Genomic DNA, 19465 nt, shown 5'->3' with positions numbered 1-19465 from the left:
CTATGGTGTTTATATGGGATACAGAAATGAAGATGGTCTGGTCAAAGAATCATGGTTAAAGCGTTATTCTGGGCGTTTTGTTTTCGATAGTCAGGTTAAAAATTGGATAAAAGTTGGGGGTAGCATGGGTTATAATGACCAAAGTGAAAGCCAGATTGATCCGCTTGGTAGTGGTGGTATCATTACCATGAGACAAGTATTGGAAGCATTACCGATAATTCCTGTGAAATACCCGGATGGTAGATGGGCTGGAAATGAAGATTATCCAGGAATGGAGGGAGGCGGTAATCCTGTAAATATTGTAACTGATAGGCTTTATTACTTAAAAACACAAACATTATTAGGTAACGTATATTCTAATATTAATTTGGCTAAGGGTCTGGAATTAAGGACGACACTTGGTACCAATATAATAAATCAGCGGGTTGAATATTACGGGGGTAATAGACTTAACTATATTTCCAGGAATCAAGGCGGGGATGCTTCAATAATAAATGAGCGGAGTAATTCGTGGCAATTTGAAAATTACCTGACATATAATAAAAAACTAGCTCAAATTCATTCTTTTACCGGTTTATTCGGACTTTCGTGGCAGCACGTAGACCAGGTAAACTCGAATGCCCGTGCTCAGCAATTTCAGGATGATTATTTCAAATTTAATAATTTGGGTGCCGGAGCAAATCTTGTGGCTGCCAGTTCAGGCGCCAGCGCATATGGATTAAACTCCTATTTTAGCAGGATTAATTATAGTTTAAAGGACAAGTATTTATTCACTGTTACGGGTCGTATTGACGGATCATCAAAATTCGGCTCCGAAAACAGGTATGCACTCTTCCCTTCAGCGGCATTAGCGTGGAGGTTATCGGAAGAAAAATTTATTAAAAATATTTCGGTGATTTCTAATTTAAAACTACGTACCAGCTATGGGGTAACCGGAAATTCAGAAATTACAGCTTACCAGTCACTTGCAGGATTAGGGAATTATTCGGCAATTTTTGGAGGTCAAAGATCTGTGGGTATCGGTGTTAACCGCTTAGCTAATCCAGATCTGCAATGGGAGAAAACACACCAGCTTGATGCTGGTATCGAATTAGGTTTATTCAAAAATAGGATAACATTCGAGGTGGATGCATACCGTAAGTTAACTACTGATATGCTTTTAAGTGCTCCGGTTCCTTCCAGCAGTGGGTTTTCATCTGTAACCAGGAATGTTGGCAGCATGAGTAACATCGGGTTGGAGTTCGCACTGAATACTGTAAATCTCAATTTAACTGACTTTTCATGGAATACTACTTTTAATATTTCTTTAAATAAGAATAAAGTAATAGCATTAACAGGTGGTAGTGATATTTTTTCAGGAAGGGGAATAATTAGGGAAGGCGAACCAGTTAATTCATTCTTTGGATACGTACATCAGGGAACATGGAGCACAGCTGAAGCGGCTCTGGCAGCCAAATATTTAAAAAAACCAGGTGATATTAAATACCAGGATGTAAACAACGATGGACAAATCAATCAGGCGGATAGGGTTGTCACCGGAAAGGGTATTCCGGATGGGTTTGGTACATTTCTGAATAGCGTCCGATATAAGAACTTCGACTTAACGTTAGACCTGCAGTTTATGTATGGTAACGATGTTTTATTTGCGAGTGAACATTCGGCAGAAGACCGCCAAGGCATAGCAAATAGTTTTGCTACTGTATTAGGTGCCTGGACTCCGGAAAATCAAAATACATCTATTGCTCAATTAAGGCCTGTTTCAGCTGGCTATAATACCAATGAGGATTCCCGCAGAGTCAAGGATGGGTCCTTTATTAGAGGTAGAAACCTTTTATTAGCCTATAAATTTTCTCCTGCAGTTACACAAAGGCTTAATTTGAATAGATTAAGATTGTATGCTTCGGTACAAAACTTCTTTCTGAGTACCAAATATACCGGATACGATCCTGAATCTTCAACTGGTGGTGGGGCATTCGACCAGGGACTTGTTCTTTATGACTATCCCAAGCCTAAAGTATTTATGTTAGGATTGAATGTGGGCCTTTAATAATTAAAAAATATAATTATCATGAAAATTACGATAAAAAATATAAGTCAATTATTAATATGTAGTGGGCTTTTGCTTTTTGGTACTGGATGTTCAAAATTTCTTGAAGAACCTGACCCGGCTAATTTTACTCTGGAAAATTACTTTACAAAGCCTGCACACGCCGAAAGCGTGGTGAATTCTATTTATGAGAGTCTAAGGCCGGTTACCGGTGGTGGTTTTGGTGGTGCACCATGGATGATGCTGGAATTTGCAACCGGGCTTGCCAATACAGAGTTAGGCCAGGCTCAGAACAGCATTAACATCCGTAATCTGGTAAATAATTCTGACAATGGATACGGGGGCACTTATTGGACCAGCAGTTACCGCGGAATAGCAAATGCAAACCTGGCAATTGCTAAAATACCGGGAATTACTATGGATGAAGGTCTAAAGAAGAAATCACTGGGTGAAGCCCGATTTCTACGCGCCTATTTTTATTTCAATTTGGTAAGGATATTTGGAAAGGTTCCTCTGATTACTCAACCTGTAAATTTAAATTCTCCCGAACTATACCCCATGCCTGCCACCGAGGAAGCTATCTATAAATTGATTGTCGAAGATTTGATTACAGCCGAGGCTTCAGGTCTGCCTTTTACAGACTCCAAAGGAAGGGTGTCTACAGGCGCAATTAAATCTTTATTGGCAAGCGTGTATTTAACAATGGCTGGACAACCTTTGAAAAAGGGAAACGAATATTATCAAAAAGCTGCTGAAAAGGCTAATGAAGTGATTGTTTCTAATCAGTATAGTTTATTTTCAACTTATGATGATTTGCACAATCCGGCTAGGAAAAACGTAGGTGAAAACATTTTTATGGTGCAATTCCTGGCCATTACTTTGCCTTCCGGATGGCAAACATCTATTATTCCCTATAATCAGGGTATATCTAATTATTCTGATGAAACTGGTGCCATTTATGCTAACAAAGAATTTGTCGAATCTTATGAGCCAAAAGACAAACGGGTACAGGAAAAACAATTCTACTACCACTTCTATACCCAAGAGAATAAAAGGAATCTACCGGAAGTTAACCTGGGAGGATGGTATATCTACAAACATTTTGATGTAACCGCTCATCTTTCAACAACAAGTAGTGACCTTAATTGGCCATTAATGCGCTATGCAGAGGTATTATTGATCTATGCCGAAGCCATAAATGAAGTATCCGGATCTACTCCGGCAGCTTATGAAGCAGTGAACAAAATTAAAAGAAGAGCGCTCCTGCCTGAACTTTCAGGATTAAGCAAAGAACAGTTTAGAGAAGCCACTTGGAAGGAACGCTGGCATGAACTGAGTTACGAAAACAAAACATGGTTTGATATGGCCCGTCTTCGTAAAGCGTTTAATGTGAAAACCAGGGCCTTTGAGGATTTTATTGGTCATAAATTTTCTTATGGGCCTGTATTAAAGGATAGAGAACTATTATTCCCTATCCCAACGGCAGAAATCAGGAATAACAAAAACCTTATACAAAATCCAGGTTATTAGTATATTTTAAATCATTAACCTGTTAAAAAGACAACTCAGTATAATAATGCTAGAGTTTATCATGTACATTTATATACACGAGCAACCTTTATGAAAATAAGTCTAAAAAATAAGACCAGAGCAGTGCTCAAAGCCTTTGTGGTGGTAGCAGTTGCTTTAAGTGCGTTTCAGTTTGTACAGTCAGACCCAACAGCATTAAAAATTAGAAAAGGTGCACGCATTATTTTGATTGGAAATAATCTTGGGTCCAGAATGATGAATTTTGGCCATTTTGAGACTGAGATGCAGCTACGTTATCCTGATAGCCTGCTCTATATCAGGAATATGTGCGACGGAGGAAACACACCCGGGTTCCGGCCGCATTCAGGCCGCCCATCGCCATGGGCATTCCCTGGTGCCGAAAAATTTCAGACAGAGCTAGCAAAAAATTCAGATAGTCAGGGTCATTATGAAATGCCGGACGAGTGGATTACCCGGCATAAGGCAGATATTATCATCGCTTTCTTTGGCTATAATGAATCCTTTCAGGGACCTGAGGGACTTGAAAATTACAAGGCAGAACTCGACGCTTTTATAAAACACACGTTAAGTCAGAAATACAATAGTGTTTCACCCCCGCAACTGGCTATTGTATCTCCGATTGCTTTCGAAGATCTTTCTCAAAAATTTGATCTGCCTGACGGGAAAAAGGAGAATATAAATCTGGCCATATATACCGAAGCCATGAAAGAAGTTGCAGCCAAAAACAAGGTACACTTTTTAAATGCCTTTACACCTTCAAAAGGTTGGTTTGACGCAGAGAAGCCATTGACGATAGACGGTTCTCAACTCACAGATGCTGGTTATGTTAAGTTTTCAACCCTACTCGCAGACGGGGTCTTTGGTAAGACTAAAGCTAAGGCCGAGCCTAATCGGGCATTGGTTCATGCAGCAGTTATGGAGAAAAACTGGATGTGGCACAATGATATAAAAATTCCTAACGGCGTTCATGTTTATGGTCGGCGGTATAATCCCTTCGGGCCTGAAAATTATCCTGCAGAACTTGTGAAAATCCGGGAAATGACAGCACTAAGGGATGAGGCAATTTGGCGGGCACTTAAAGGAGAAAAAATGGATTTGAGTGCCGCTGATCTAAAAACAATGAAGCTTCCTCCGGTAGAAACAAATTATAAACCAAGTGAGAAAAATGGCAGTCTTGCATATTTGTATGGACAGGATGCGCTTAAACAATTTAACCTTGCACCCGGATACAAGATCGAACTTTTCGCTTCTGAAAGCGAATTTCCTGATTTGGCAAAGCCCACCCAGCTATCATTTGACAACAAAGGTCGTTTGTGGGTTGCCACGATGCCAAGCTACCCGCATTATAAGCCGGGCGATAGTAAACCCGATGATAAAATTATTATCCTCGAAGATACTAACGCGGATGGAAAAGCTGATAAGCAAACTATTTTTGCCCAGGGATTGCACATACCGGTTGGCTTTGAATTCGCACCTGAAGGAGTTTACGTTTCACAGGGCACCAACTTTATGCTCTATACGGACACTAATGGCGATGATAAAGCCGACACAAAGGAAATCCTGTTAAGCGGCTTTGATGATCATGATACACATCATGCACACCATGCTTATACTACTGATCCATCAGGTGCGATTTACATGGGCGAGGGGGTTTTTCTGCATACAAATGTGGAAACTTCTTACGGACCAGTGAGAGCTACCAATGGTGGATTTTACCGGTATAATCCCGCCCGGAAACAGCTAGAACGCACTGCACAGTTATCCATCCCTAATCCATGGGGGATTGCCTTTGACGACTGGGGTCAAAATTTCTTTGCTGAAACATCCAGCCCGGATGTCCGCTGGATGATGCCTGGCTCAGTTAAGTCTAGATACGGAGTAGCCACTCATAAATCAGTGAACCTGATTGAGGAAAAGCATCGTGTACGTCCTACATCCGGTTTGGAATTTGTTTCTAGTCGCCATTTTCCCGACAATGTACAGGGCGATATGCTTATTAATAATACCATCGGATTTCTTGGTATGAAACAGCATGTCATGGCGGATGATGGTACGGGTTATAAAACTAATCACCGTCAGGACCTTGTGCAGTCTGACGATAAAAACTTTCGCCCCGTAGATATGGAATTTGCACCGGATGGATCTCTTTATCTCGCTGACTGGCACAATATCCTTATTGGCCACATGCAGCATAACGCCCGGGATCCTCTTCGGGATCATTCGCACGGGCGGATTTATCGTATTACCTACCCCTCCCGGCCATTGGTTGCACCGGCTAAAGTTTCCGGCGCTTCCATTAATGAACTTTTAGATAATCTAAAGCTCCCTGAATTCCGGACACGTTACCGTACGCGCAGAGAATTAAGGGGGCGTGAAGCATCTGAGGTTCTCTCTCATATTAAGACCTGGACTGCTAAACTTGATAAGAAGGATGCCCGTTATGAGCATCACTTGCTTGAAGCACTATGGGTAAGCTGGGGACTTAATAAAGTGGATCAAAATCTGCTTCGTCAGCTGCTTCGTGCAAAGGATTATCATGCAAGGGCTGCTGCCGTACGGGTGCTCCGCTACACAGGACATCAGGTTGCCGATCAGGTGAATCTCATGATGCAGGCAGCCCGCGACGATAATAGTCGCGTTCGACTGGAAGCAATTGTAGCAGCTTCCTGGCTTGGCAAGTCAAAAGGACTTCCCGTTGTTTTGGAAGCTGGTAAGAAACCCCTGGATGAATGGATGGTGCATGCCCATGAAACAGCATTGGCACATCTTAACGGTTATGCAGTCAAAGCGAAAGCAGAATTAGCAGTCGTCACCGAACTGAAAGGCGCTGAGCGTGAGCAGCTGATTAAAGGAAAGGCGCTTTATGCCCGTGAAGGAGCATGCATCACTTGCCACCAGCCTGACGGCAAAGGCCTGCCCGCATCAGGATTTCCACCGCTTACCGGCACAAACTGGGTATTGGGAAATGAGGACCGCCTGATCAAAGTAGTGTTGAATGGACTTTACGGTCCGATGGAAGTGCTCGGAACCAGGTATCCCGGACAAGTTCCTATGACGCCATTTGGGAATATGCTTAAAGATGAAGAAATAGCAGCCGTGCTTACATATGTCAGGAATTCATTTGGAAACAAAGCAAGTGCTATCTCTCCTGATAAGGTGAAAGCTGTACGAGCCGCTACGAAGGATAAAACCGGATTTTATTCTCCTGACGAATTGCTCAGACAGCACCCCATGGAAAAATGAAGTCAACCTAGATCAATTATAATCTATGATAAATTTAAAAAGTATAAGGTATTTAATTTTCCTGTTTACGGTATTGCAATTTGCTTTTTCCTCCTGCGCCCAAATCAAAAGCCGCACGAACGCAAAACCTTTAATCGTATTTGTTACTGGTGATCATGAATATGGCGGTGAGAGTACGCTGATGGTCGTAGCAGGAGAGTTAGAAAAAAATTATGGCTTTCGTACAAAGGTACTGAAGGCATCCCCGGACCATAATTCCGAAGAAAATATTCCGGGACTGGAGGTTTTGAAAGAAGCTGACATAGTGGTATTCTATTTGCGCTGGCGCCGCCTTCCTGCCAGCCAAATTAAGCATATTGATGATTATTTACGCTCGGGCAAGCCATTGATAGGTTTTCGTACGACTACCCATGCCTTTAACTACCCAAAGGGCCACGAATTAGAAAGGTGGAATGCATTTGGAGAATTTGCTTTGAATGCTCCTCCTGGCTGGGGTGGAAAAGCGGGTCATACTCATTATGGACATGAATCTTCCACAGATGTGTCAGTTATTCCCGAAGCTGCTAAAAACTCCATACTTACGGGTGTTTCTAAAAATTTTCATGCCCGGTCATGGTTGTATAAAGTATTACCTGATTATCCTTTGAAAGGCTCTGAATGGTTATTAATGGGGCACGCAGTTAATCCGAATAACACGAAAGCGATAGATAACCCGGTAGCCTGGACGGGAATAAACTCTTTTGGTGCGAAGGTTTTCACTACAACTTTAGGCCATCCTGAAGATTTCGACCTCGAACCATTTCAGCGCCTGGTGATCAATGCAATTCATTGGGCTTCCGGGAAACCGGTTCCAAGAAAGTGGGCAGGAAAATTCAGTGTAAATATTCCCTACAGGGTGCCTGTCAGGTAAAAAAAGCAGCTTCCGTCTAAGTATAAATTCGTTCCGATGTGCTAAAATCAAAAAGCAAATAATGAATAAAATTGGATTTAATGTGCTGGTATGGTCGGCTGCAATTTCTGATGAATTAATGCCTGTTGCCGATAGATTAAAAAAAATTGGTTACGATGGTATAGAATGTTTTTTAGGTGGGTCTGATAATACACCTTATCAGCGTTTTGGAGATCATGTGCAGAATCTGGGGATGGAAACAACCTGTGTTTTTGTATTGGGTAAAGAAGAGAACATTATTAGTCCGTCTAAGGAAGTTAGGGATCGAGGGTTTGAGCGCATCAAATGGGCTATAGATCGGGCCCATGATATGCATGCTAAAATAATTTGCGGACCTTTTCATTCAGCCCATGCCATCTTTGCTCAGCATGCACCCCAAGATCAGGAATATGCCTGGAGTGCGGAAGTATTGCATGCAGCCGGTCTGTACGCCGCCCAGGCAGATATTGTTTTAGCAATTGAAGCGCTTAATCGTTTTGAATGCTATTTATGCAATACTATGGATCAGCTAAGCGCATTGGTGAGCAGAGTTGCGCACCCCAATGTAAGAGCCATGTATGATACTCATCACGCCAATATTGAAGAGAAAAAAGCCACACAAGCCATAAACACAATAGCTCCGGTTCTTGCGCATGTACATATAAGTGAGAACGACAGAGGAACCCCAGGTGACGGACATGTTCACTGGGATGAAACATTTTCTTCATTAGCAAAAAATAAGTATAAGGGCTGGCTCACCATTGAAGCTTTTTCGCGCAATGATCCTGATTTTGCCAATGCTATTAATGTATGGAGGGAATATTCGAAGCCATGGGATATTGCAGAAAATGGTTATAAATTTATTAAAGAAATGTGCATAAAGCACGGATTGTGATTTTTAATACGATTAAATAGGATTTGAAATGACGGAACAACTTCCATTTCGATTTGGAGCTGAGGTGTATACCTGGTTTATGAACAATGACGGGCAGACACATAAGGGACGATTAGGACACATGATTGAAGTGATTGCTAATGCTCAATTTACCGGAATTCAGCCAATTCATTTTTGGATGGGAGATTTAAGCGATCCGGATCGTTTGGAAGAAAAATTAAAAGAGCAAGGAATAGAATTAGCAGCTATTGCACTGGCACTGGACTGGAACGGAACAGAAGAAACCGAACAGGAAACTAAGGAAGCAAATCAAACCATCAGTTTATTGAAGCGTTTTCCCGGAGCTATACTTTGTACGGTACAAAAACCAAGCGGCAGGCATGATTTAACCTCTCGCCGACGTAGCCTGGTAAATATTGTGAATAATGTTTCCAGAAGAGCTATGGAAAAGGGAGTACCCTGCAGCTTCCACCCTAATTCACCCCATTCTTCTATTACCCGAACCGAAGAAGATTACCAGGTAATTCTCGAGTCATTGGATCACACCGCAACTGGTTGGACGCCTGATGTTGGCCATATAATCAATGCAGGTATGGATCCGCTTGAAAAGATGAAAGAATATGCATCCATGATTAATCATGTACATTATAAAGACTGGAACGGTGAGCCGGAATTTGCGTTAATGGGTGAAGGTAAGGTTGATCTTTTGGGTATAACCCAATGGCTTAAGGACAGGGATTATAGTGGCTGGATCATTTGTGAAGATGAAGGAGAAAAAGCATTGGACGACCCGGACTTTGTAACCCTGCATGACGGCCATTGGATTAAGGAAGTATTATTACCCGGATTAAAATAATACACTAATGCCGCTTGTACGCACTAATGGAATTGACTTGTATTATGAGGAACGGGGTTCAGGAGATCCTTTGTTGCTTATCATGGGAATTACAGCTTCCGGATCAGTATGGGAGAAGCATGCTGCGTATTGGGCAAAAGATTTCAGATGTATAACAGCCGATAATCGGGGTGTGGGTCTCTCAGACAAACCTGCCGGACCTTATACTACTGAACAAATGGCGGATGATTACGCAGGTTTACTGGATACGCTTCAAATAGGAAAAGTACGGGTTGTTGGCTGCTCTATGGGAAGTACCATTGCCCAGCAATTGGCTATACGTCATCCGGAAAAAATAAATTCGTTAGTATTGATGTGCCCTTGGGCCCGATGTGATAATACAGCAAAAGCGATATTTCATCACATGATAAATTGTAAAGCCAGATTTACAGCGGAGGAATTTAGTTTATTTATCCAACTATTGATCTATTCAAAATCTTCATGGGATGACGATAAAATGTTCTTTGAAATGGAAGAAGTGCGAAAACAATCGGCCACGGCGCTGGAACACCAGCCATTACATGGTTTAACAGGACAGGCTATGGCATGTGTCAGTCATAATGTACTAGATAAACTTCATCAAATCCGACAGCCCGTTTTAATACTTGGCGGAAAAGAGGATCGTTTTACACCTCTGTGGATGGCAGAAGAATTAGCTGGATCTATTCCTAATGCGGAACTTCATATATATGAAGGATGCGGGCATGCATTTCATTGGGAAAAAATAGAAGATTTCAATTTAAGAGTCAGAAACTGGTTAATTAATCATTAATTTCCCTATCCTAAGGTATTTAGATCGCATGGAACTACAAACCCTCTATTGGTTTAGATTTGCTTTGCCTGGCAGAGTATAAAATTTGAGTGTTAATTTGACGCGAATTTATGAAGCAAGATCCTTTTGTTATTGGAGTTGATTATGGAACCGATTCTGTCCGTTCGGTTTTAGTAAATGCAATTAATGGCAATATTATAACCTCATCAGTATATTATTATCCCCGTTGGGCGAAAGGTTTATATTGCCAGGCATCTGAAAATCAATTCAGACAACATCCACTCGATTATATAGAAGGATTAGAACAAACTATTAAACACTGTCTGGCAGACGCAGGTGGAAAAACTGCGGCTCTTGCCGTTAAAGCTATTAGTATTGATACCACTGGATCTACTCCTATAGCTGTAGATGAAAGGGGTACTCCGCTGGCACTTCTGCCTCAATTTGAACATAATCCGAACGCCATGTTTGTTTTATGGAAAGATCATACAGCTGTAAAAGAGGCAGCTCAAATTAATGAGTACGCTACAAAATTTGAGACTAATTATCTGCAATTTGTAGGTGGGATATATTCTTCTGAATGGTTCTGGGCCAAATTGCTGCATGTTTTTCGGGTTGATGAACAAGTCAGGGAAGCTTGCTATTCATGGGTTGAACATTGCGACTGGATTCCATTTTTATTAACCGGGGGAAAACATATCTCCGAAATGAAACGTAGCCGATGCTCCGCGGGACATAAAGCACTATGGGCTGCCGAGTATGGCGGCTTACCTCCCGACGATTTTTTTTCATCTTTAGATCCGCTACTAAAAGGCTTTACCTCCAGATTATATAAAGAAACATTTACTGCTGATGAAGCCGCCGGGAACCTTAGCCCGGAATGGTCAGAACGCCTGGGTTTATCAAATGAAGTATTAATAGGTGTTGGCGCCTTTGATGCTCATATGGGCGCTGTAGGGGGCCAAATTGAACCCTATCATCTAATTAAAGTAATGGGCACGTCGACCTGCGATATGCTTGTAGCGCCGGCAGATGAAGTGGATAACATATTAGTTAATGGAATTTGTGGCCAGGTACCAGGCTCAATAATCCCGGGTATGATGGGGATGGAAGCAGGACAATCTGCCTTTGGGGATACCTATGCCTGGTTTGGAAATTTGTTAGTATGGCCTTTGCAAAATATGCTTAAACATTCTGAATTAATAGACCCGGAGACAGCCGATGCTTTAATAAAGGAAATTTCAGGTAAAATAATCTACGAATTGAGCGAAGAGGCTGCAAAAATTGTGGTTACGGAGCATAGCGAACTGGCTATCGACTGGCTTAATGGACGACGAACACCGGATGCTAACCAGGAATTGAAAGCTGCTATGATCAATCTAAATCTTGGTAGTGACGCACCATCATTATTTAGGGCATGGGCAGAAGCAACCTGCTTTGGTGCAAAAAAAATAGTTGATCGTTTCAATGATCAGGGAATTCCGGTAAAGGGGCTAATTGGAATAGGCGGGGTGGCAAAAAAATCACCTTTCATTATGCAAATGATGGCTGATGTAATGAATATGCCCATACGCATAAATAAATCTGATCAAACCTGCGCTATTGGTGCCGCTATGTTTGCTGCAACTGTAGCAGGTATATATCCTAAGGTAGAAGATGCCATGGCAGCCATGGGCCCCGGATTTGATACGGAATATATACCAAATGAAAAATTGGCACGCATATACGCTTTACGTTATAAGCAGTTTACAGATTTAGGAGATACTATTGAACATCAATTATCAAAAAAGATTATAAATGAGTATATATAAGCACATTCAGCAGAGCGCGTATGATGCCAATATGCAGCTGCCTGAATTAGGCTTGGTGCTTTTTACATTTGGCAATGCAAGTGCAGCAGACAGGAGTTTGGGTGTTTTTGCTATTAAACCCAGTGGTGTTCCTTACAAAGAACTCTCGCCTGATAAAATGGTGATCGTAGATTTTGACGGCCAAACCGTAGAAGGCAAGCTTCGCCCATCTTCGGATACAAAAACCCATGCGGTATTATATAAGCATTGGGAAAAAATAGGAGGCATTGTACATACGCATTCCAGTTATGCAACCGGCTGGGCACAGGCACAGCGGGATATTCCAATTTATGGGACCACTCATGCGGATCATACTACTGCAGATATTCCGTGTGCTCCGCCGATGAGTGATGAAATGATCCGGGGAGATTATGAATATGAAACCGGTTTTCAAATCATGAATTATTTAACGGTAAAAGGATTGAGTTATGAAGAAATTGAAATGATACTTATTGGCAATCACGCACCCTTTACCTGGGGAAAAACTGCCGAAAAAGCTGTTTATAATAGTGCTGTTGTAGAAGAATTAGCCAAATTGGCGTATTTAACTGAGCAAATAAGGGTCGATGCTCCTAGATTGCCGGATAGTTTGATTAAAAAGCATTACAAACGGAAACATGGTATCGACTCTTATTATGGGCAATAAGAGTGGAAGTAAGTAATGATGTATATCGTGATTAATCACGATATACATCAGAAATATATTTTAAATAGGATTGAATTTTATCGTTCTAAGCAGAGGCCTCTGCTTCACATCTTTGTTGTCTGCACCAATAACGAAATAAAGATCATTTAAGGAAGCGTCTTTACGAGACTGCAAAGGAATTGTTGTAATGGTTTGTTGATTCATCACTGGATTGTAAACCATATTAGCTTTGCCTATTACCATCCCGGTTTCTGAACCCAGACGTACTTCAATAGAGTAATTTGATGCTTCGCCTCTTGAAAAGCTGTTTAGTTCTAAGCTTACGATACCGTTTAGATCTATATTATTTAATTTCAACCATCCTGTATTCTGTGGATATATAAGAAACCCTGTTTCGGTAGAGTCTTTAACAATAAGCCCTCTTCTTTCTGTAATCTCACGGGCATTAATAGTATTACTTCGCAAATAAACAGTGCGTGAGACAGATAACGGCTTAATTCCTGCCCCACCCTGATCAGTGTAGGATGAATTTAAACTGAAAACACTATTTTCTTCATTGGCAGAATTTGAGGTAGGAATAATTTTGCCTTGAGATGCTAACGAAGCCTGTACTGCTTTGTTTTCAAGGGATAATACCCATTGCGCAATTTTACGGGCATCCGCCTCGGGCATAGTTGAATGTGCAGGCATGGATACTTCACCCCAAACTCCGCTACCACCTTTGATGATTTTAGCCGATAGATAACTTATTGCAGCAGGATCTTTCTGGTATTTTGTTGACACCTGAGAATATGATGGTCCTATTGATGGTTCGTTAACTTTGTGGCAGGCCTGGCAATCAGATTTGAGCATTAAAGCTTGCCCTACCATAACTTCAGAAGCCTCCTGATGACCCAGTGTTGCTGAGGCCATATCTGTTCCTTTAGTGTAAGTGTTTGAAACATAAATATTATTCCGGTTTACTGTTGACCCTTGATCTGTGACCAAGACTTGGTACTCTATAGGCTTACCAGGGAAGTAAAATGTTTTGTTGTCCTTTAAAACAATATTAAGCTTTGGTTGTGCATTTCCTGCAAATACACTTGTCTTTTTACTAGTTGTACTTGCTTTATTCATGTCAATAACCTGAACACTTACCGGGTATTCGCCTACTTTAGCATAAGTGTAGTCAACAGATGGGATTGTTGTTGTCTTTTTGATGCCATTTCCAAGATCCCATACATAGGTAAGTTTGTCGTTATCAGGGTCATTGCTTATAACCTTTGCCTGAAGTTTATAAGGCAGGATGCCGCTTGCATTATTAATTACAAGTTCGTCGACTTTAGGAGGACGGTTACCCTTAATATAATCAAGGCGAACTAGAGCGGCATCAGGATTTTTTGCGAACCATCCTTTGCCGTACTCCAGAACGTATATTTTGCCATCTGGCCCAACTTCCATATCGATTGGAGATGCGAATGAGCTTCCGGCCATAAAAGGTTCCATATTATCGTAGTCGCCATTGGGTTTCATGCTGACCGCCTTAATCCAACCTCTTATCCAGTCATAAATGAAAAGCTTATTGTTATAATAATCCGGATAACGTGTTTCCGTTGGAAAGAGTTCACTGTGATAAATAGGTCCGGCCTCTGCGTTTCTGCCGCCTGATCCTACCTGTGGAAATTCTTTAGACTCGGCATATGGATACCAGATAAATGCTGGTGATACAGCAGGGAGTTCCTTTATACCTGTATTGTTTACAGAATTGTTCACGGGTTTTGCCTTATCAAAAAGTTCACCACTCACCCCGGTTTTATAATCAAAGGATCTGTAAGCATAATTATTACCTACAAAATATGGCCAGCCGAAAAAGCCTGCTTTCCTTGCCTGATTTACTTCATCATAACCTCTTGACCCTCTTTCAGGACTATCTGCACCTGCATCCGGGCCAACTTCTCCCCAATAAAGAAAATTAGTCTTGCTGTCAACAGATATACGATAAGGATTACGGTTGCCCATAACATAGATCTCAGGCTTGGTTCCAGGGGTATTAGGAGCAAATAAATTGCCTTGGGGAATTTCATAGGTTCCGTCAGACTTAACTCTAATCCGTAAAATTTTTCCGCGCAGATCGTTCGAGTTTCCAGCACTTCTTTGGGCATCATACTGTTCCAATCCGGGACGATTATCCAATGGCCCATAGCCTTTATTAGTGAATTGCTGTTTAGGAACATCGAATGGTGTAGAATTATCCCCCGTTGAAAGATATAAAAGACCGTCAGGGCCGAATGCGATTGAACCTCCCGTATGACAACAGATTTGGCGTTGTGAATAGAGTTGAAGAACTATTTTTTCTGATGACTTATCTAGTTTATCATTTTCAAACTTAAACCGGGATAAACGATTTACTGAAGTATCCGAAGGGCTGTAATAAATATAAATAAAGTTGTTTTCCTTAAATTTAGGATCAGCTGCAATACCCAAGATTCCTTCTTCAGCATTCACCCCCGGTACAGAGGTTTTAGAATATACACTCAATGAAGCGATCTCGCTTATATTTTTTGTTTGGTTCTTATATAAAAGAATTTCTCCCCTGCGCTGAACAATCAGAACGTCCAGGTTAGGCAGGATGGTCATTTCTGTTGGCTCGAATAAAGTTCCTATCGTTAATACATTACGAACAAACCTGTTGTCTTCCGGAGCTTTAGAAGTTGTAGCTTTTGAATAATTGAGAGCCGTGTTACCGATTGCGAATTTTATACCTCCCAGTAAATGCTTAAGATATAAGGGATCTGCATAAGATTCGGTAGTATGACCCATACCTGTATAAAATGCACGGCCGCCATCAAATTGATGATACCAGGCAATGGGATGATTGTCACCATTTTTGCCGCCTTCATAAGTGGATTCATCCAGCGAGGCCAGAACTTTAACATTGGGATTAAGGTTCTTGTAATTATACCATTCGTCGGTTCGTTTCCATTTTACTGGTAAATGGCTGCTGGCTGCGTTAGTGCGGTCAGTTACATTTACTACTGCTTCCTGAGTTTTAGGATGGCTCAGAAAGTATCCGCCGACAAGTTTGCCGTACCATTCCCAATCATATTCAGTATCAGCCGCTGAATGCACTCCAGCGAAGCCTCCACCAGCTTGAATATACCGCTCAAATGCTATTTGTTGAGGTGCATTAAGTGCATTTCCAGTTGAATTCAAGAACACAACAGCCTTATATTTTTTAAGGGAGTCTTCAGTGAAATAAACACTGTTTTCAGTAGTATCTACTAGAAAGCCCTGTTCCTTACCTAGTTTTATTATTGCTGCTTTGCCCGCAGCTATCGACTCATGCCTGAACCCTGCTGTTTTACTAAAAACAAGGATTCGGGGCTTCACAGTTTGTTTCAGCATGCTAAATGAAAGCAGTGAAATAAGTATCCCGGCAGCGAGGAACATTTTGGTTGAATTTGTCATATGATTTATCTTTTATCCTTTATTTTACAGCGGTTCGAATTGAGGGTTGTTTAAAGTTTCGAGAACTTCCGACTGTAATTTGTTATAAACATTATTACTAAAGACATTGTTTACTAGTTACGTTTATTATATATCCCAACTTTATAAATCTGACTAGCATATACCGGTGACCGGCTGCAGTGTAACAGTAAAGATTCTTTCTACTCATTGCTTTTTCTTACTCTTTTAAATTACAAGTATGATTTTTAAAAATAAAAATATACATTTATTTAATACAAGTAAACTAAATTTCAAATATGAAATAATGCGTTCAGAATGTTTTAATCGATAAAAATACAAGAGCTTCGTGTATGAATTACACCAGTGCCTCATATTCAGCTGTTTACCTATATTTCACTTAATATTTATTATTTATTGTTTCATTTCATTTAAAAACCAATTTACAAACAATGACCTCGACCAATCGTGTAAAACTGTCACTAATGATGTTTTTGGAATTCTTTATATGGGGTGCGTGGTTCGTTACTTTGGGAACATTCCTTGGAAAAGAACTCTCTGCAACTGGTGCACAAATGTCTGCTGTTTTTTCAACTCAGTCTTTTGGTGCGATAATAGCACCATTTATCATCGGATTAATTGCTGATCGATATTTTAATGCAGAGAAAATCCTGGGCATTCTCCACCTGGCAGGAGCGTTGTTAATGTTTCAGATGTATAATTCCACAGACTTCGCTGGATTTTACCCATATGTGTTTGCCTACATGATTATGTTTATGCCAACATTAGCACTGGTAAATTCCGTTTCATTTAAACAAATGAAAGATCCTGAAAAGGAATTTTCAGCTATTCGAATTTGGGGCACAATCGGTTGGATCGTTGCGGGTCTTTGTATAAGTTATTTATTTCACTGGGATTCCGCAGGAGCAGTATCTGAAGGCCTATTGAGGAATACATTTCTTATGGCAGCAATTGTCTCGGCAGTTTTAGGATTGTTTAGCTTTGCTCTCCCCAAGACACCTCCAGCAGTACAAAAAGGTGAGAAAGTTACAATCTCCGACATTATAGGTTTGGATGCATTAAAGCTGCTTAGCAACAAAAACTTTTTGATATTTTTTGTCTCTTCAATTCTTATCTGTATCCCACTTGCTTTTTACTATCAGAATGCAAACCTGTTTTTGTCTGAACTGGCAGTAGAAAATCCTACCGGTAAAATGACTATAGGACAAATATCTGAGGTCTTATTCCTCTTGTTGCTGCCAGTGTTTTTTACTAAGTACGGTTTCAAAAAAACGATCCTGGTGGGGATGATAGCCTGGGCAGCACGATATGCATTGTTCGCTTATGGGAATGCGACTGACTTGAGTTTTATGTTGATCATTGGAATTGCATTACATGGTATTTGTTATGATTTCTTTTTTGTCTCGGGTCAAATCTATACAGATTCCAAAGCCGGCGACAAATATAAAAGTGCCGCACAGGGACTTATTGCTCTGGCAACTTATGGTATCGGAATGCTGATAGGTTTTTGGGTTGCCGGTTTGGTTAGCGACGCTTACAAAATTTCAGATACACAACACGATTGGCAAGGGATATGGCTGGTAGCTTCAGGAATTGCTGCTGCTGTAACGGTTCTGTTCTTTTTAACCTTTAACCAAAAAGAAGAAGATGCTTTGAGGTTGAAGGGGGAAAGGTAAGTGATGGAGGTGAAACGTGAGAAGTGAAAATGGAGACCCGATTGCTATCGGGTTCAGAGTTGCGATAAGGCAATTGGTGGTCTAATATAATAATGCATGATAATTAATTATAAAGGATATGGCAAAAAATGAAAATCGCCGCAGGGCGCTAAAAAACCTAATTGCTGGAACGGCCGCATTATCGGCTGGTACCATGCTTTCATCTTTTAGCCCGAGGACAGAGGCAACACCGTTTTTGCTGAAAGGGAATGTAAACCATTCAGTGTGCAGGTGGTGCTTCAGTCAGCTTTCCGTAGAGGAGCTATGTATTGCTGCTAAGGATATCGGAATTAAGGCTATAGATCTGGTTGGCCCAAAAGATTGGCCTACACTTCAAAAGTATGGTCTTGAATCGAGTATGTGCAACGGTGCTGAAATAAACCTCGTAAATGGTTTTAACGACAAACGATACCATTCAACTTTATTGAAGAATTACTCAGAAATGATCCCGCTTCTTGCAAAGGCTGGATACAAGAATCTTATCTGTTTTAGTGGTAATCGGGCAGGCAAGGATGATGAAACTGGACTTGCTAATTGTACGGAAGGTCTTAAACAACTGACAGCGATTGCTGAAAAAAACAAGGTAACTCTGGTGATGGAACTTCTCAACAGCAAAATAAATCACAAGGACTATCAGTGCGACAAAACACCATGGGGAGTAGAACTTGTAAAACGGGTGGGTTCTGATAATTTCAAATTGCTATACGATATTTATCACATGCAAATTGATGAAGGGGATGTGATCCGGACGATAAGGGATAATCATCGATATATCGCCCATTATCATACCGCCGGGGTTCCCGGCCGCAATGAGTTGGACGAACTGCAGGAACTGAATTATCCGGCGATTATGAAAGCGATAGTAGCAACTGGCTTCAAAGGATATGTTGCGCAGGAATTTATCCCGGTTAAAGCAGATAAAATAGCATCATTGAGACAGGCTGTTGCTTTGTGTGATGTGTAGGAGGTCTAAAGTCTAAAGTCTGATTTCTGAGGTCCGAGATGTTAGAAATTTTAGTAATGCATGTTTAAGACATATATCTTTTAACTTGCTACCTATACTTACAACGTACAACTTATAACTTACAACTTATAACTTATAACTCAAATGGCTGATAATACTTATGATGCTATAGTGATAGGCTCCGGGATCAGCGGGGGATGGGCGGCCAAAGAACTCACTGAAAAGGGCTTGAAAACTATCATGCTCGAGCGCGGAAGAAATATAGAACATATCAAGGACTATGTTAACGCGACAAAAAATCCATGGGAATTTCCTCATCGCGGTGGCAGGACTCAGGAAATGATCGAAAATTATCCAGTTCTCAAGAGGGATTACCCTTTGAATGAAAAGAACCTTGATTTTTGGGTAAAAGATAAAGAGAGCCCTTATACGGAAGTAAAACGTTTTGATTGGTACCGGGGATATCATGTTGGCGGCCGGTCGCTTATGTGGGG

At 41.0% G+C, this 19465-nt stretch carries 13 protein-coding genes; 12 read left to right on the top strand and 1 reads right to left on the bottom strand.

Translation table 11 applies throughout. The annotated features are described in order from the left end of the window. The 9 genes from ACLL8Z_RS14400 to araD all read left to right on the top strand — a co-directional run. Positions 1 to 2047: SusC/RagA family TonB-linked outer membrane protein (locus tag ACLL8Z_RS14400; RefSeq protein ID WP_411275491.1), on the top strand; the 2047-nt coding region annotated here is incomplete at its 5' end. A gap of 21 nt (positions 2048 to 2068) precedes the next feature. Continuing rightward, positions 2069 to 3577 (top strand): RagB/SusD family nutrient uptake outer membrane protein, encoded by a 1509-nt coding sequence (locus tag ACLL8Z_RS14395; protein ID WP_411275490.1) that lies wholly within the window; start codon positions 2069 to 2071, stop codon positions 3575 to 3577. A gap of 90 nt (positions 3578 to 3667) precedes the next feature. Further along, a complete protein-coding gene (locus ACLL8Z_RS14390; RefSeq protein ID WP_411275489.1) occupies positions 3668 to 6841 on the top strand; it encodes a PVC-type heme-binding CxxCH protein in 3174 nt (1057 codons plus the stop codon). Between the two features lie 25 nt (positions 6842 to 6866). Then, positions 6867 to 7751 carry a ThuA domain-containing protein gene (locus tag ACLL8Z_RS14385; RefSeq protein ID WP_411275488.1) on the top strand — a complete coding sequence of 295 codons (885 nt, stop codon included), beginning with the start codon at positions 6867 to 6869 and terminating at the stop codon, positions 7749 to 7751. A gap of 61 nt (positions 7752 to 7812) precedes the next feature. Further along, positions 7813 to 8664 (top strand): sugar phosphate isomerase/epimerase family protein, encoded by an 852-nt coding sequence (locus tag ACLL8Z_RS14380; protein WP_411275487.1) that lies wholly within the window; start codon positions 7813 to 7815, stop codon positions 8662 to 8664. 28 nt (positions 8665 to 8692) lie between these two features. Next, on the top strand, positions 8693 to 9520 hold the full coding sequence (locus tag ACLL8Z_RS14375) for a sugar phosphate isomerase/epimerase family protein (protein ID WP_411275486.1): 828 nt from the start codon (positions 8693 to 8695) through the stop codon (positions 9518 to 9520). A gap of 7 nt (positions 9521 to 9527) precedes the next feature. After that, positions 9528 to 10331, top strand: coding sequence for an alpha/beta fold hydrolase (locus ACLL8Z_RS14370; RefSeq protein ID WP_411275485.1), 804 nt, complete (start codon positions 9528 to 9530; stop codon positions 10329 to 10331). Between the two features lie 110 nt (positions 10332 to 10441). Then, positions 10442 to 12142 (top strand): ribulokinase, encoded by a 1701-nt coding sequence (locus ACLL8Z_RS14365; protein ID WP_411275484.1) that lies wholly within the window; start codon positions 10442 to 10444, stop codon positions 12140 to 12142. Beyond that, the gene (gene araD, locus ACLL8Z_RS14360; protein WP_411275483.1) at positions 12129 to 12827 is read left to right on the top strand and encodes an L-ribulose-5-phosphate 4-epimerase AraD; all 699 of its coding nucleotides are present in this window, start codon (positions 12129 to 12131) and stop codon (positions 12825 to 12827) included. Before ACLL8Z_RS14365 ends, araD begins: the two co-directional genes overlap by 14 nt. 60 nt (positions 12828 to 12887) lie before the next feature. Here araD and ACLL8Z_RS14355 read toward each other — a convergent pair whose 3' ends face one another. Then, positions 12888 to 16274 (bottom strand): ThuA domain-containing protein, encoded by a 3387-nt coding sequence (locus ACLL8Z_RS14355; protein WP_411275482.1) that lies wholly within the window; start codon positions 16272 to 16274, stop codon positions 12888 to 12890. A 449-nt stretch (positions 16275 to 16723) separates the two neighbouring features. Here ACLL8Z_RS14355 and ACLL8Z_RS14350 point away from each other — a divergent pair, with 449 nt between their 5' ends. From ACLL8Z_RS14350 to ACLL8Z_RS14340, 3 genes are all read left to right on the top strand, one after another. After that, the gene (locus ACLL8Z_RS14350; RefSeq protein WP_411275481.1) at positions 16724 to 17968 is read left to right on the top strand and encodes a nucleoside permease; all 1245 of its coding nucleotides are present in this window, start codon (positions 16724 to 16726) and stop codon (positions 17966 to 17968) included. 118 nt (positions 17969 to 18086) lie between these two features. Then, positions 18087 to 18971, top strand: a complete 885-nt coding sequence (locus ACLL8Z_RS14345) for a hydroxypyruvate isomerase family protein (RefSeq protein WP_411275480.1) — start codon at positions 18087 to 18089, stop codon at positions 18969 to 18971. A gap of 144 nt (positions 18972 to 19115) precedes the next feature. Then, positions 19116 to 19465, top strand: a 350-nt coding sequence (locus ACLL8Z_RS14340; protein ID WP_411275479.1) for an FAD-binding protein, incomplete at its 3' end; no start/stop codon positions are given.

The sequence above is a fragment of the Daejeonella sp. genome (assembly GCF_046590655.1).
GTDB lineage: Bacteria > Bacteroidota > Bacteroidia > Sphingobacteriales > Sphingobacteriaceae > Daejeonella.
Note: the sequence above shows the minus strand (reverse complement) of the source record. Positions and strands in the feature narration are given on the sequence as shown.

Excerpts from the sequence above, each read along its gene's own strand:
- ACLL8Z_RS14395 (WP_411275490.1), top strand. The coding sequence starts at position 2,069 with ATGAAAATTACGATAAAAAATATAAGTCAATTATTAATATGTAGTGGG.
- araD (WP_411275483.1), top strand. The coding sequence starts at position 12,129 with ATGAGTATATATAAGCACATTCAGCAGAGCGCGTATGATGCCAATATG.
- ACLL8Z_RS14390 (WP_411275489.1), top strand. The coding sequence starts at position 3,668 with ATGAAAATAAGTCTAAAAAATAAGACCAGAGCAGTGCTCAAAGCCTTT.
- ACLL8Z_RS14375 (WP_411275486.1), top strand. The coding sequence starts at position 8,693 with ATGACGGAACAACTTCCATTTCGATTTGGAGCTGAGGTGTATACCTGG.
- ACLL8Z_RS14370 (WP_411275485.1), top strand. The coding sequence starts at position 9,528 with ATGCCGCTTGTACGCACTAATGGAATTGACTTGTATTATGAGGAACGG.
- ACLL8Z_RS14385 (WP_411275488.1), top strand. The coding sequence starts at position 6,867 with ATGATAAATTTAAAAAGTATAAGGTATTTAATTTTCCTGTTTACGGTA.
- ACLL8Z_RS14345 (WP_411275480.1), top strand. The coding sequence starts at position 18,087 with ATGGCAAAAAATGAAAATCGCCGCAGGGCGCTAAAAAACCTAATTGCT.
- ACLL8Z_RS14350 (WP_411275481.1), top strand. The coding sequence starts at position 16,724 with ATGACCTCGACCAATCGTGTAAAACTGTCACTAATGATGTTTTTGGAA.
- ACLL8Z_RS14380 (WP_411275487.1), top strand. The coding sequence starts at position 7,813 with ATGAATAAAATTGGATTTAATGTGCTGGTATGGTCGGCTGCAATTTCT.
- ACLL8Z_RS14355 (WP_411275482.1), bottom strand. The coding sequence starts at position 16,274 with ATGACAAATTCAACCAAAATGTTCCTCGCTGCCGGGATACTTATTTCA.
- ACLL8Z_RS14365 (WP_411275484.1), top strand. The coding sequence starts at position 10,442 with ATGAAGCAAGATCCTTTTGTTATTGGAGTTGATTATGGAACCGATTCT.